The following is a 12,231-nucleotide window of genomic DNA, read 5'->3' as shown; positions in this document are numbered from 1 at the left end:
TTCACTCATTTTTCGGGGGTCAAAAGCTTTTTTGCAACCCCTAATTTCCGTTTCACTCATTTTTCGGGGGTCAAAAGCTTCTTTGCAACCCCTAATTTCCATTTGACCCATTTTTTCGAGGGGCAAATACTCGCGTCATTCCCACTTTTCCTCAACAACGAACTATAAACCTACCAAACACCTACATCCGAAAAAACACCAATTCAACCGCCACAATTACCATAATGATTAAAAAGGAAAGTCCCGTTTTTAACAAGTCTGACTTCGTTATTTGGCGTGCTTCACCAAAACAAAGATTCCCGTTAAATCCTCGCGACACCATCGCTTGAAAGACCTTCTCAGATCGATCGAGCGATTTCAATAATAACGCACCCGTCAGTTGTCCATATACCTTTAAGTTCTTTATGCTGACACCACCATTAAAAAAACGAGTCTTTAAAGCCAGTTGCATTTTTTGAATGTCGTCAAGAAACATAAACACATACCGATACGACAATAACAGCACTGAAATCATAATCGGCGGCACCTTTAAATGCGCGAGACTATTCATAAATTGATCAACAGATTGAGTTTCAAGAATAATCGTTAAAATCGTCATTGACGTCACTGCTTTTAAAATAATGAGCAGGGCAAAAGTAACACGGTCAGGATCAAGCGGAAATCCACCGCCAAAGACGAGAGGCAGCGTCATCAGTAATACAAATGGTGCAATGAGTAAATACCGTTTTAGTAAAGTAAGGACCGCAATACCCATCACAAATGAAACCACAATCGAGACCGAGTAAGCAATGAGTGCAAATGAAACCGTCTGAAGACTAATTACACCAAAAATATAAATAATTGCAGCCATCAACTTTGCTCGTGATTCCCACCCCAAGGCCCATTGGGAAATGCCCTCGAATTCTACTTGTGTCTCTTCCTGTCCATAAGGCATCGCTATCACCTATTTCATCAAAAATTTCGTGAGACATCTATCCATAAAAAAACACACCAACTCCAGCTACGTTTCTTCAAAGAATGTCGGCCGAAGCGCATATAAATATTTTACCGAAAAGCCGGTTAATACCCCTTCTAAAAGTGCAAGCGGAAAATAGGCAACGACGACGATGTTGATAACAGAGAAAGTGCCTTCCGTATACCGTTGATCCGACAATAAAAGCAGTAGAATTAATAAAAACACTCCTCCTAACACCGCACCAAAACCTGCAGTAAACCCTTTGATAAAATGTGGCATCCCTCTAAATACTTGACTCATAAAATACACGAAATAAGCCGGAAGAGACATTAACAATGTATTGGCACCAAGCGTACTTAATCCCCCGTGCTGGAACAATGCAGCTTGAAGGAGTAAGCCAATAAAGATCCCAATTGGCGCTCGTCTTCCTAAAGCTAAACCGAGGAAGCCGCTTAATAGTGGATGGATCGAAGTAGGTCCTACAGGTATATTAATTAAGGAAGAAACAAAGAAAGCTCCCGTGAGTAGACTGATTTTCGGGATTTCATCTTCTTTTATACCTTTTAGAGAATAGGCTAATATTCCAACGGCTCCCGCTGTTGTTGCTACTGCTACTGAAAAACTAAGTACGCCGTCTGCGACATGCACAACTCATCCATCCCTTCATCGGACACTTTTCTTGCTTATTTATATTGTTTGTATTCGTGAAGTATTCAGGTCTTTTTCTCCTTCAGTTACACTCAAATGCTTGTCCTTTCAAGGTCATGTTAAATACATAACAACCAGAAGTTAATGGGGAGGAGTTATCGACTAATGATGTGATCTACGTGATTTATTGAGCGTTCACGGGATGATGAGTAGGTGAGACGAGGTTAATTGAATGAACCTGATTATTAAGTCACAGGAAAAAATAGCTGTAAGTATAAAGAATGAATTCAATATTACCAGAATTAGGAAGAGACAACCCATAAAATGAAGATACGATCCCACTATTTCCAGCAACAGGAAGAATTCACTCATAAGGACAGTAGGAATTATATAAGCCACATCTTCAGACAACGCAACTCTAAAAAACCTCTTCTAAATCATTAGACTATTTCTAATGATTTAAAAGAGGCTAGGTGGTTATCTCATAATACCGAACATCTTCATGAGCGGGCTGACTTGATTGACAACACCCATTACTTGTTGAACACCATTACCAATTTTCGCTAAATCATATTGACCTTTATCATTCTTAAATAAAGATTGTAATCCTTGAGGATGCTGACCCGGACCAAGAAATTGTTGAGCTTGAAACGGATTCATTTGAGCTTGAGTCGGTTGACCTTGAAACGGCATCATTGCATTTGGATTGGATTGACCTAATGACTGCATCGGACTAGGGTTAGGTTGCGCTGACTGTGACTGCATCGGTCCTGGATTAGATTGACCTAGGCCAAATAGTTGCTGTAATGGACCAGGATTAGGTTGACCGAAACCTCCTCCTAATGGTTGCTGCTGCATTTGTTGGAAGGGTGAATTATTAAAAAATCCAGACTGAAAAGGATTTTGCTGTTGATAAAGTTGATTGGAAAAATCAAACGGATTAAAGCCCATTGGATTAGGGCTGAACGGGTTAAAACCAGACGGATGATTTCCAAATCCTGCTCCAAATTGCTTTTTCCCAAATGGAAACATAAGATCCTCCTTACTTATCTTTTTTCATATAATGAAATCGTCCATTAACATAAGTTATTCGTTCCACTAAACGACCGACACGGCATTTACCTAGATCTCTATGATAAGGGCGTCCAGTCATCTTACCAACAAAAATTGTAAAAGACAAAAAAGAGTACTAGGTTATTGAAAGGGATTCCATGCACGGCAGTTACCTAGTAGGCATACATATAAGTGAATAAGAACAGGGGGGTGCTTATGAATAAATCGGGTATAACGACAAATTGGGATCGATCTGTTCATGATTTGTTAGGTGAAGATTTTTCACAAGAATTTCCGGCATTCGTCAAAAACCATGCGGAAGTTCTCGCAAATATTTACGAATCAGGGAAGGAACTGATTTGTACCTTTGCCTTACCAGGTCTTAAAGAAGAAGAGGTGGATATTTACGTAGAACATAATCTATTAGAATTGAGAGGAACCTTATTTGTCGATGATCGTGACTTTCGATTAGTACAAGAGGGAATCCTACAAGGTCCAATCAAACGAACGATTGAATTACCATACCCTGTTTTAGAGGAAAATGTTCAATATAACTATGAAAGAGGATTACTGTCGGTGTACTTACAACGGAAACCTCGGTCCAAATCAAGAAAGACAAAGTTGCAATAAGCTTTTCCTGCTAAAAATCAACTTGTTAGGCTCATACTATTTTTAATAGTTGGTATGGAAAAAATTTCACAGAATATAATGTCAAAGTATGGATGAATAGGTAGAGCTTAAGACGAACCAGCAACTTAGAAATTCAAAAAACGGTGGTGATGTGAGTGGGTTTTTTTGATAACCACGGGTTAAGCTACAGACAGAAAAAAGCCCTGGAAAGTGAACGAACGACAGACTTACTCGGTATCGAACAGGCGGAAAAAGAAGCAAAGATACCTGAAGTAGAAAATCAAAAAATTCTAAGAAGATCTGTCGAGTACGGTTTAGAAGCAGCTCCTTCGATTGGCGACCGGACGATATCCACCTTTACGAGAGAACCTCGTCCAGCCTACGCGGGGATTCCTACGTTTTTAAGGTCTCCATTTTTAGAAGATGTTCGTAGAGTTGGAGAATATGATGTGGCCTTCATCGGAGTTCCTTTTGATATCGGAACAACGTATCGCGCAGGTGCCCGTTTTGGTCCTGAAGCAATGAGACGGATATCGAAGTTATACACGAGTTATAGTTATGAAAAAGGCGTCGATTTAGCAGAATCCTTAAATATGTGTGACGTTGGTGATGTATTTACTATTGCCAATATCGAAAAAAGCTTTGACCAAATTTACAAAGCCGTATCTCATGTGTTTGCCCAAGGTACATTACCTGTTATGTTAGGCGGGGACCATGCGATTGGTTACCCTTGTGTTCGTGCGATAGCCGATGTTCTCGGTGAAAAAATAGGTATAATTCACATGGACCGCCACTTAGATTTACAAGAAACTGATATGGACGAAAGAATGCATACAACCCCTTGGTTCCATGCCACAAATATTCCAAATGCACCACCTGAAAACCTAGTTCAAGTTGGTATTGGCGGTTGGCAAGTCCCAAGGGAAGCCGTTCAAAACGTACGGAAACTAAACACTACAGCGATTTCTATTTTTGATATTGAAAGATTAGGTGTAGAGAAAGTGGCCGAAATTGCACTTGAGAAAGCATGGCAAGGTGGCGCAAAAGCCGTTTATTTAAGTGTAGATATTGATAGTTTTGACGCAGGATTTGTACCAGGAACTGGTTGGCCAGAGCCAGGTGGATTTTTACCTCGTGAAGGGTTAAAGTTCTTAGATATCGTCGCTAGAGAAGGAATTTGTGGAATGGAGCTGGTAGAAGTTTCACCACCTTATGATGTTAGTGATCAAACCGCACTGTTAGGAACACGTTGTATCGCCGATGTGTTAGCATCTATGGTAGATGCAGGAAAGCTAGGAAAAAAATTCACATAATTAAGAGGGCCGGTGAAGCAGCCGGCCTTTTCGTATATGAAGTAAACAGCTTGTTCATTTTCTACCTTTAAAGTTATGTTAAGGGTGGGGGTGAATACAAATAATTGTAGAAGGGAGGGCAAATGAATGCATGCGATTGATATACAAGACTTAGCCTATGAATACCCAGACTCAACCAAAGCGATAGATGAACTTTCGCTACAAATCCCGATAGGTTCAAAGGTTGCTATATTAGGACCGAATGGAGCAGGAAAATCTACACTACTACACCATTTTAACGGTTTAAAATTACCACAAAAAGGTACCGTATCCGTCATGGGAATACCTCTAACTAAGAAAAGTGTAAAAATGATCAGGCAGAAGGTCGGGCTCGTCTTTCAAGACCCCGATGACCAAGTCTTTTCAGGAACGGTCTGGGAAGATGTCCAATTTGGGCCGAGGAACCTAGGCTTAACCGAAGAAGAAGTAAAAGAAGTATGCGAAGTAGCTTTAGGGTCAGTCGGTATGTTGGAATTTAAAACAAAAGCACCCTACCACTTAAGCTATGGGCAAAAAAAACGTGTAGCCATCGCAGGAATATTAGCAATGAAACCAGATGTCGTTATTTTGGATGAACCAATGGCTTATCTCGACCCTAAAGGTCAGGACGAGGTCGCTGGTCTTTTACAAGGACTAAATTTTATGGGGAAAACCATTATTTTATCGACTCATGATGTTGATTTCGCTGCGTCCTGGGCTGACATCATTATTTTAATGAAAGACGGAAAAGTATTGATGACAGGTGGACCTGAATTATTGGTAGATGAGGAATCGATTAGAAAAGCAAATTTACATTTGCCAAGAATTGCACGGTTATTTAGGATGATACCTAATTTTGAATTGGATCGGTTACCGATCAATGAACAGGAAGCTGTTCGTTTGCTATATAGTGTCATGCAATCCACAGAAAATGCCAATTATTAAACCGATTCCCCACCTTCTGATGACAAAACGGACAATTATATTTGTGCTTGAGGTTGATCAATCACATCAGGGTCATTCGCAATATTTGCATTGTTAAACTGCAATGGACTGAAGTTCGCATCGCCAGGTTGTAAATAACCGCTATTAAACTTAGAGTTTGCCTGATGTCCTTTATGGACGACGTTACCGAAGTTGATGGAAGCGTTATTTGCCGATTGATTGATTCTGATCCCAAGTATGTTATTCATATGTGTCAAGAACATAATCTCCCCCTAACTTCCTTGATACCCATATCGTATGTGGAAAAAAAAAGAATGACACTCGTTCATTAGCAATTTGCCTAAAAATTATGATGGCAACACACCCAAAGGTTGAATAGAGATATAGTGTTGTATTAAATATTGGGAGGTAATTAAATCGTGAGAACACATCATTGTCAGGCAGGAGAAACATTGTATCTTTTAGCGGATCATTATAAGGTAGACCTTGATATGTTACTAGATCTAAACAAACATATTCAAGATCCTGCAAACATTATGGCAGGAACACAAGTCTTTATCCCAGATCAAGTGATGGGTGGCATGATGCCTGACATCAATGCAGGCAAAGGAAATGTATGTGCACACGTTCCAGAAGACCCGGTACACTACGTGCAATTACAATACACTCAATGGCCGTCACAAGATTATGCATTAGGTTATGGGAGCCATACGACTCTTACACCAGGTTATTATGGCTGGGAGTCCATTCATCAACGTCAAGAGCAGGAAACAAACATAACCGATCAACGTGAGGCAACTGCTTCACAAGAAAGTCACCCTCAAGTGAACTACCAACAAAATCCGAATTATGCATACCCTTATCAACCACAGGTCAATACGGGCTACAATACGTACCCGAATTGGAACGGTCAATACATGTATAATCAGCAAAGATACTATTAAACGAAAACTATTAAGCTCAGAGTTTCTGTAGAACTCTGAGCTTTTTATGTGTATTTACTATCCTATTTAACTATATCTTCAAAAGGCACTTACCTTTGATTTTACAGATCCCACCGTTAACATAAGATTACCCTTAAATACATAGAAGCAGTATTTAAGGGCAACCCTCATTACAATTCCAATTTATCCATTCCGTAAATCATCGTTTAATAAACGTATGAAGCCCCGATGATTACTAAAAGGATAAATAAAACAACAACTAATGCAAATCCTCCTAGTGCTACTGGTGCTGCTCCTACAGGTGCGCCCATTTCACTACCTCCTTTGAACTCTCAAATACTGTCAATAGTATCGTATGAAATATAAAAGAAAGGGTTTGGGGTTTTGCCCATATTTCCCAAAAAGTATTAGGTTTTTCCCTTCATTAAGTACAGGCACCGCCCAAATAAAAAAACATACTAATACTTATAGGGAAGAACAGGGAGGGATTGAAGTGAATAATCATTTACCAAATGGGTGGCAAAAGATGATACCAAAGTTTCTTGGAGATGATTTTTTCTCAAACTTTGACCAGATCAACTTTCAAAATGTTGGCACGAAGGTGAACATATATGAAAACGGAAACGAACTTATCTGTGTATTTGCCTTACCAGGCTTAAAGCTAGAGGATGTTGATATTTATACTTATGAACGAACATTAGAAGTAAGAGGAACGATTCATTCAAACTTTAATGGCTACCGCTTAATTCAAGAGGAGTTTCCACAAGGGCCATTTAAGCGAACAATCGAATTACCGTTTCCTGTACGTGAGGATAAAATGGACGCCGCTTTCCAACGTGGTTTATTAGTTATTCATTTACACCGGTTGATCCGTCCAAATCAATTCAGACAAAAAGTCAACATTAAAAATTTAGATGATGAATAAGGATAAGTCACCTTGTCTTTTGGCTGGCTCTATTACCCGTTTATAAAAAAATATAAATTGTTAGTAAAAAAGTAAATTCTCGCGTAAAGGCTCGCCAATCGGCAGATTTTCTTTAAAAGATAAGAAAACATAAAGATTCATAAATGTCTAACTCAGCGTCCAGCGAGACATCGCTAAACGGGCGCTTTTTTGCTTTTCTTAACGCTATTAATAAATAAGTCATATCACGTATAGTACGGGAGGGTTTTAATGATAAATTATAACTCCTGCTCATAATATGAAAGTATAATGATCATTTGTGGGGGGATTACATGAGAAAATTTAAATTAATAATGATAAGCGGACTGATTACGAGTAGCTTAATTGCTTGTAGCAACAGTGAAGCAGGAACGGAAATAGTTGAAGACATAGAGACAAATGAGGAGGAAACTCTCCAGGAGGAACATCCACCAAAAGAAACCGAAGAGCCCCTTGAAAATGAAGACACAGAGATGGATGAAAAAGATGCAGACGAGGAAGAAAACGATGGGATCGGTCACCATCATGAATTACCGTATGAATGGCGAGGAAGTTATGATTTAGCAGAGGGTACATATACTTTACAGCTAAATAAAAATGAGTATGGGGATGAAACCATGCTGGTTGCATTCATTATGGAGAATAGCAATATTCATGATTTAGATCATCATGCAGCCCACTTGATGGAGGCAGCAGCAGAAGAGGTGAACGAGGAGGAAACGTTTGAAGCAAAACATGAGTACGTGTATCTATTGCCATTAAACGAAGACGAAACCACATTTACGTTTACGATATCAACAAGCGGCCAATATGCTCTTTACTTAGAACACGATGCTGAAGAATTCGACCTGAAAATACTTAATGATAATGGCAATATAGTTGCTGTAGAAAATGTAAGGCAGTACGAGGGGCATGATCACAGCCATGACCATGATCATAGCCACGATCACGATGGCCACGAACATGAGCATGAAGAAGATGAACATGATCACGACCATTAAAGTTATTCACCACGAGGCTGCTTCTAATGACAGCCTCCTTTTCATCTTTTACCTTACAAAGAAAGAAGGGGTACGTTATTAGACCTATTTGGACCTGTACGTTAATGTTATTTTTCTTCCTGTTTATTGGTTTTCATACCGTATCTGCTCATAAAATGATCATCATTCCTGAAGAGGAGGATGGGGCACTGAAGGTCCTCTATGAAGACGGGAGCTTCTCGACTCGAACAGTCGTTACCATTTACGATGAAAAAGGCAATGAGATAGATAGTGGCCCTTTAGACGAACAAGGTGCATTCTATTTTGATCCTAATGATGCGCACTTTTTTGTCGCAACAGATGGTTTAGGTCACCGTACCGAATGGACCGTTGGGGAAGACGTTGTTGTTCGATCAGACCCACACCGGTGGCTGATTGGCGGGGCAGTGTTCATTATGTTTTCTGCCATTTCGTTTTACTTTTACAGACGGACGAGAAAAGACAAAAAGAATGAACAGAGAGCATGACTGGTAACAAAGTGTACGAGATCACATAGACTATCGCATAAGACCTTTAAAGAGGAGTTTATGCTGAATGTCTTTCCATCCATATATCGCGCCGTTTCCAACAAAAAGAAGAATTCCTAACCAATCTATCGGTTTGTATGCAATCCCTTGGCATCCTTTTAACCCACACGACGTAGAGCTGCCAAAGTTTCACCAACAAAACCATACGATACAACATTGTTATCAGCAATGCCTTGCGTTTGGCTTTCAACCCGGAATGATAGGGTGGACACAGTGTCTACATGGTTGTCGATCCTTATTGGGTTCATTACTTGCTGACCCACAGTTTGTAGAAGATATGTTAGACATGGAATAAGAAACGAGATAAAAGTAAAAAAACTACAGCAAATGTATTGTCTTATATGGCAATACATTTTGCAGTTTTCGAGGAGAAATTTACTCGTCTTAACTGAAACGCTTAAGAAACCTGTTCATTTGTCTAAACCATTTTTGGTGTTTTTGCATAGGGTGTTAGTAGTAAAACGGAAGGGTGGTGTTAAGAATGGGTTACGGACATGGCGTAGGCGGCTTTACTTTAATCGTCGTGCTTTTCATCTTGCTTGTTATCGTCGGAGCTTCTTGGGGCTGGTAATAAACTAGAAAATTTGACTACAAGTTAAAAACACCAAAACGCTAAGACATCATAATGATGCTCTTAGCGTTTTAATGTATAACCACTTTTACTCATTACCACCGACGTTCTATAAATATGTAAATCTAAAGGAATTAACATTAGCTTTTACATTAAAAATTATTGCGGTGGCTGATTTGGAGGTTTCGGTTGGATTTCAAAGTTATCCAATTTTTCTAGCTCTTCCATTTCCATTTCGTTTTCTTCGACATCATTTACATTGATGCCATCAAAATCCTTCAATAATTTCTTTAAGTTTTCCGGATCCGTTAGTGCTGTTATCCCAATATTCAATGTCCCTGATAAATCTTCAACAGCTAATTCCTGAATTTTATAATTGATATTTTCGATGTTAATCGGTTGAAGGTCTTCTAACTTTTCCTTTAATTCTTCGTTTTCTTCCTCGACCTTTTCGACTTTTTCTTTCAGCTCTTCTAACATTTGATAAAAGTTAGGCAGCTGGGGCTTCACTTGAAGATTAGGTTTCACTTCGTTTTGATCGTTATTTTCTTCTTCATTATGATGGATTTCATCACTCATATGATACATTTCATTCATTCCCGACCATTCATTCATCCCGGTTGATTGAACCATTGGATACGCCATATTATTCATCTGAGGTAGATTATAGTTTTGTAAGTAGGTTTGTTGCTGCGCCCACAACTGTTTAGGACAGTAATAGGAAGCGTATGGAGAATAGTTCCGTTGGCAGTAGTAATAAGGCCGTTGATAAAAATAGTAAATAAATATCACCCCTTTATAAGAACTCCTTACCTAAGAGTATGTTCAAGGGGTGATAAATTTGCCAAACAATTTTCGATATAGTTTTCGTTTCGTTTGTTTTCATAAGACCAAATTTAGCCTGGAGGTAAGTTGATCGGGGGAAGACCAACAATTTCAATAGGGTTATTTTCCTCTTCTTCCTCTTCCTCATTATTCGGTTCAACTTCTTCATAATAAGGCTTCGGTAATTTGAAGGTACTGGCGCGGTTATCTGAAAAGATTTGTTTGCCAATATTAAGTGAACCAATGGTACTCATCGAATTAATCCGTATGTTCCTTATATTAATTTGCATGTTTTTCAGTCCTTTCTTGACATGATTAGATTTGTGCCTGTGGTTGATCTTTTACGTCTGGATCATTCGTTATATTGGCATTATTAAATTGAAGAGGACTGAAGTTGGCATCACCCGCCTGATAGTAACCTACAAACATTTTGATGTTTGCTTGGTGGCCTTTATGGACTGTATTTCCGAAGTTAATGGATGCATTACTAGAGGCCTTATTAATTCGAATACCCACGATATTATTTACATGTGGCACACTGACGCCCTCCTGAATTTTGTCTTTACTCTAATCCTATGCCCAAAATTAGGTGAATGTCACAGTGTACAAGTGTAAAGTGGAAGAATTGTAGCAGACCAAACTGATTATTACTACTCGCCTCGTAGCGCCTTGTAATAACCTTCATAATTAAGAGGTTCATTTTTTTCTAATACTAATTCAATATATTCCCTTAACCGCCTGTTTTGTTTAAACATTTGTTCATTAGCCGCTGTTAAATATTCGATTTTTTTTTGATATGAACTCGATGAATCAATTTCACCTGCTCCAGTCGGTAGAGTTTGTGTATGTTGTAATTGTTGGATGGCTAAGTGCGTTTGATCTAATTGTTCGATTAAGAATTCTTTATCTTTAATATACAGTTTTTCAAGTTGTTCAACACGCTTTTCTAGATTTGCCAAACATGTATCAGACATTAAAATAACCTCCATTATACAGATGTCTTCTTTTTAATGATGTATGATTAGGAAAAGCCTATTATTCATTGAACCTAGTAAGTGAAGGGTTATAACACTCATTTAAAAATAGAGTACGCTTTCACATAAAATGTATAAAAATCTGCTGAAAGTAAAATTCTTTTTCTCGCTTCGTTTTAGTAGGACAACAATCTATTTTGCTAGGATTTAGGGGGCTTTACCTACACATGGTTGTCCGTGTATACATATCTTATACAAGAGACAAGTAGGAGGAGGCGATCATAAGATGAGGAGGTATGGCCCTTATACAAAAATCGGCAGCTTTAAGATTAATGAAGTGTCCAAAGGAGCCTCAATTAACTTCGGTCCAAGCATTCATAAAGGACTTCAAGCAAATTCAAAGTTTCAAGCAGCCGAATATATTATTGGTGATGAAATTGTGTTCGACTTCAGTAAAGGGAACGGAGAAGAAAACGAAGACGAAAATGAAAATAACGAAGAGAATGAGGAATGCCCTAAATTTGAAATGAACAAATATGTCATCAATAAATTTGAAGATGAAGATGAAGATGAGGACGAAAATGAAGATGAAGATGAAGATCCTGAAAAAGAGGATAAGAAAAAATATAAAATGAAAAAACCACCTAAAGAAAAATGTAAAGTAAAATGGAAAGAGTTTGAACCCGATATGGATCAACACTTAGATAAATTAAAAATCATATGTAAGAAGAAAAAGAAAAAGTGATGGAAGAGTTGCTCTTAGCAGCTCTTTTTTTGTTCATCACCATCTTCCATCTGCGTAAAATGTCAAAACTTCAGTCGTTTTGTAGGATATTTATTTTAGC

At 38.5% G+C, this 12,231-nt stretch carries 19 protein-coding genes; 10 read left to right on the top strand and 9 right to left on the bottom strand.

Annotated elements, in window-relative coordinates; all coding sequences use genetic code 11:
• Positions 1 to 181 precede the first annotated feature (181 nt).
• The 3 genes from cbiQ to AC2VNP_RS02420 all read right to left on the bottom strand — a co-directional run bounded on the left by cbiQ (position 182) and on the right by AC2VNP_RS02420 (position 2,635).
• Entirely contained in the window at positions 182 to 934 is a 753-nt protein-coding gene (gene cbiQ, locus AC2VNP_RS02430) for a cobalt ECF transporter T component CbiQ (protein ID WP_486915793.1), read from the bottom strand.
• 66 nt (positions 935 to 1,000) lie between these two features.
• A complete protein-coding gene (locus AC2VNP_RS02425; RefSeq protein WP_486915791.1) occupies positions 1,001 to 1,603 on the bottom strand; it encodes a CbiM family transporter in 603 nt (200 codons plus the stop codon).
• 477 nt (positions 1,604 to 2,080) lie between these two features.
• Positions 2,081 to 2,635 (bottom strand): YppG family protein, encoded by a 555-nt coding sequence (locus AC2VNP_RS02420; protein WP_486915789.1) that lies wholly within the window; start codon positions 2,633 to 2,635, stop codon positions 2,081 to 2,083.
• Between the two features lie 237 nt (positions 2,636 to 2,872).
• Between AC2VNP_RS02420 and AC2VNP_RS02415 the strand changes: the two genes are divergently transcribed.
• From AC2VNP_RS02415 to AC2VNP_RS02405, 3 genes are all read left to right on the top strand, one after another.
• Positions 2,873 to 3,286 (top strand): Hsp20/alpha crystallin family protein, encoded by a 414-nt coding sequence (locus tag AC2VNP_RS02415; RefSeq protein WP_486915787.1) that lies wholly within the window; start codon positions 2,873 to 2,875, stop codon positions 3,284 to 3,286.
• A gap of 155 nt (positions 3,287 to 3,441) precedes the next feature.
• Positions 3,442 to 4,599, top strand: coding sequence for an agmatinase family protein (locus AC2VNP_RS02410; protein ID WP_486915785.1), 1,158 nt, complete (start codon positions 3,442 to 3,444; stop codon positions 4,597 to 4,599).
• 126 nt (positions 4,600 to 4,725) lie between these two features.
• A complete protein-coding gene (locus AC2VNP_RS02405) occupies positions 4,726 to 5,562 on the top strand; it encodes an ATP-binding cassette domain-containing protein (protein ID WP_486915783.1) in 837 nt (278 codons plus the stop codon).
• Positions 5,563 to 5,597: 35 nt separating this feature from the next.
• Here the strand turns inward: AC2VNP_RS02405 and AC2VNP_RS02400 are convergent, their stop codons facing one another.
• Positions 5,598 to 5,825, bottom strand: coding sequence for a spore germination protein (locus AC2VNP_RS02400; protein WP_418200467.1), 228 nt, complete (start codon positions 5,823 to 5,825; stop codon positions 5,598 to 5,600).
• A gap of 156 nt (positions 5,826 to 5,981) precedes the next feature.
• On the opposite strand from AC2VNP_RS02400, the gene AC2VNP_RS02395 reads away from it, so the two are divergent.
• Positions 5,982 to 6,506 (top strand): LysM peptidoglycan-binding domain-containing protein, encoded by a 525-nt coding sequence (locus AC2VNP_RS02395; protein ID WP_486915781.1) that lies wholly within the window; start codon positions 5,982 to 5,984, stop codon positions 6,504 to 6,506.
• 206 nt (positions 6,507 to 6,712) lie between these two features.
• On the opposite strand, the gene AC2VNP_RS02390 is transcribed toward AC2VNP_RS02395, so the two are convergent.
• Entirely contained in the window at positions 6,713 to 6,817 is a 105-nt protein-coding gene (locus AC2VNP_RS02390) for a YjcZ family sporulation protein (protein WP_486915779.1), read from the bottom strand.
• 182 nt (positions 6,818 to 6,999) lie between these two features.
• Here AC2VNP_RS02390 and AC2VNP_RS02385 point away from each other — a divergent pair, with 182 nt between their 5' ends.
• The 5 genes from AC2VNP_RS02385 (at position 7,000) to AC2VNP_RS02365 (ending at position 9,587) form a co-directional block, all read left to right on the top strand.
• Positions 7,000 to 7,431 carry an Hsp20/alpha crystallin family protein gene (locus AC2VNP_RS02385; protein WP_486915777.1) on the top strand — a complete coding sequence of 144 codons (432 nt, stop codon included), beginning with the start codon at positions 7,000 to 7,002 and terminating at the stop codon, positions 7,429 to 7,431.
• Positions 7,432 to 7,742: 311 nt separating this feature from the next.
• Complete coding sequence (locus AC2VNP_RS02380; protein WP_486915775.1) at positions 7,743 to 8,450, top strand: hypothetical protein; 708 nt, start codon at positions 7,743 to 7,745, stop codon at positions 8,448 to 8,450.
• A gap of 104 nt (positions 8,451 to 8,554) precedes the next feature.
• Entirely contained in the window at positions 8,555 to 8,956 is a 402-nt protein-coding gene (locus tag AC2VNP_RS02375) for a hypothetical protein (protein ID WP_486915773.1), read from the top strand.
• A gap of 67 nt (positions 8,957 to 9,023) precedes the next feature.
• Positions 9,024 to 9,311 (top strand): hypothetical protein, encoded by a 288-nt coding sequence (locus tag AC2VNP_RS02370; protein ID WP_486915771.1) that lies wholly within the window; start codon positions 9,024 to 9,026, stop codon positions 9,309 to 9,311.
• Positions 9,312 to 9,497: 186 nt separating this feature from the next.
• Positions 9,498 to 9,587, top strand: coding sequence for a YjcZ family sporulation protein (locus AC2VNP_RS02365; RefSeq protein ID WP_486915769.1), 90 nt, complete (start codon positions 9,498 to 9,500; stop codon positions 9,585 to 9,587).
• A 159-nt stretch (positions 9,588 to 9,746) separates the two neighbouring features.
• On the opposite strand, the gene gerPC is transcribed toward AC2VNP_RS02365, so the two are convergent.
• The 4 genes from gerPC to AC2VNP_RS02345 all read right to left on the bottom strand — a co-directional run bounded on the left by gerPC (position 9,747) and on the right by AC2VNP_RS02345 (position 11,386).
• Complete coding sequence (gene gerPC / locus AC2VNP_RS02360; RefSeq protein WP_486915767.1) at positions 9,747 to 10,379, bottom strand: spore germination protein GerPC; 633 nt, start codon at positions 10,377 to 10,379, stop codon at positions 9,747 to 9,749.
• A gap of 104 nt (positions 10,380 to 10,483) precedes the next feature.
• On the bottom strand, positions 10,484 to 10,702 hold the full coding sequence (locus AC2VNP_RS02355; protein ID WP_486915765.1) for a hypothetical protein: 219 nt from the start codon (positions 10,700 to 10,702) through the stop codon (positions 10,484 to 10,486).
• A 25-nt stretch (positions 10,703 to 10,727) separates the two neighbouring features.
• Positions 10,728 to 10,949, bottom strand: a complete 222-nt coding sequence (locus tag AC2VNP_RS02350; protein ID WP_275118297.1) for a spore germination protein — start codon at positions 10,947 to 10,949, stop codon at positions 10,728 to 10,730.
• Between the two features lie 113 nt (positions 10,950 to 11,062).
• On the bottom strand, positions 11,063 to 11,386 hold the full coding sequence (locus AC2VNP_RS02345; protein WP_486915763.1) for a hypothetical protein: 324 nt from the start codon (positions 11,384 to 11,386) through the stop codon (positions 11,063 to 11,065).
• 286 nt (positions 11,387 to 11,672) lie between these two features.
• Here AC2VNP_RS02345 and AC2VNP_RS02340 point away from each other — a divergent pair, with 286 nt between their 5' ends.
• Positions 11,673 to 12,131, top strand: a complete 459-nt coding sequence (locus tag AC2VNP_RS02340; protein WP_486915761.1) for a hypothetical protein — start codon at positions 11,673 to 11,675, stop codon at positions 12,129 to 12,131.
• The last annotated feature ends 100 nt before the right edge of the window (positions 12,132 to 12,231 follow it).

This window comes from Alkalihalobacterium sp. TH-98, from assembly GCF_057473385.1.
This window is presented reverse-complemented; position numbering and strand designations above follow the sequence as displayed.

Coding starts and splice junctions, on each gene's coding strand:
- AC2VNP_RS02345 (WP_486915763.1), bottom strand. CDS start 11,386: ATGTCTGATACATGTTTGGCAAATCTAGAAAAGCGTGTTGAACAACTT.
- AC2VNP_RS02400 (WP_418200467.1), bottom strand. CDS start 5,825: ATGTTCTTGACACATATGAATAACATACTTGGGATCAGAATCAATCAA.
- AC2VNP_RS02415 (WP_486915787.1), top strand. CDS start 2,873: ATGAATAAATCGGGTATAACGACAAATTGGGATCGATCTGTTCATGAT.
- AC2VNP_RS02420 (WP_486915789.1), bottom strand. CDS start 2,635: ATGTTTCCATTTGGGAAAAAGCAATTTGGAGCAGGATTTGGAAATCAT.
- AC2VNP_RS02355 (WP_486915765.1), bottom strand. CDS start 10,702: ATGCAAATTAATATAAGGAACATACGGATTAATTCGATGAGTACCATT.
- AC2VNP_RS02365 (WP_486915769.1), top strand. CDS start 9,498: ATGGGTTACGGACATGGCGTAGGCGGCTTTACTTTAATCGTCGTGCTT.
- AC2VNP_RS02390 (WP_486915779.1), bottom strand. CDS start 6,817: ATGGGCGCACCTGTAGGAGCAGCACCAGTAGCACTAGGAGGATTTGCA.
- cbiQ (WP_486915793.1), bottom strand. CDS start 934: ATGCCTTATGGACAGGAAGAGACACAAGTAGAATTCGAGGGCATTTCC.
- AC2VNP_RS02370 (WP_486915771.1), top strand. CDS start 9,024: ATGTCTTTCCATCCATATATCGCGCCGTTTCCAACAAAAAGAAGAATT.
- AC2VNP_RS02405 (WP_486915783.1), top strand. CDS start 4,726: ATGCATGCGATTGATATACAAGACTTAGCCTATGAATACCCAGACTCA.
- AC2VNP_RS02380 (WP_486915775.1), top strand. CDS start 7,743: ATGAGAAAATTTAAATTAATAATGATAAGCGGACTGATTACGAGTAGC.
- AC2VNP_RS02375 (WP_486915773.1), top strand. CDS start 8,555: ATGTTATTTTTCTTCCTGTTTATTGGTTTTCATACCGTATCTGCTCAT.
- AC2VNP_RS02340 (WP_486915761.1), top strand. CDS start 11,673: ATGAGGAGGTATGGCCCTTATACAAAAATCGGCAGCTTTAAGATTAAT.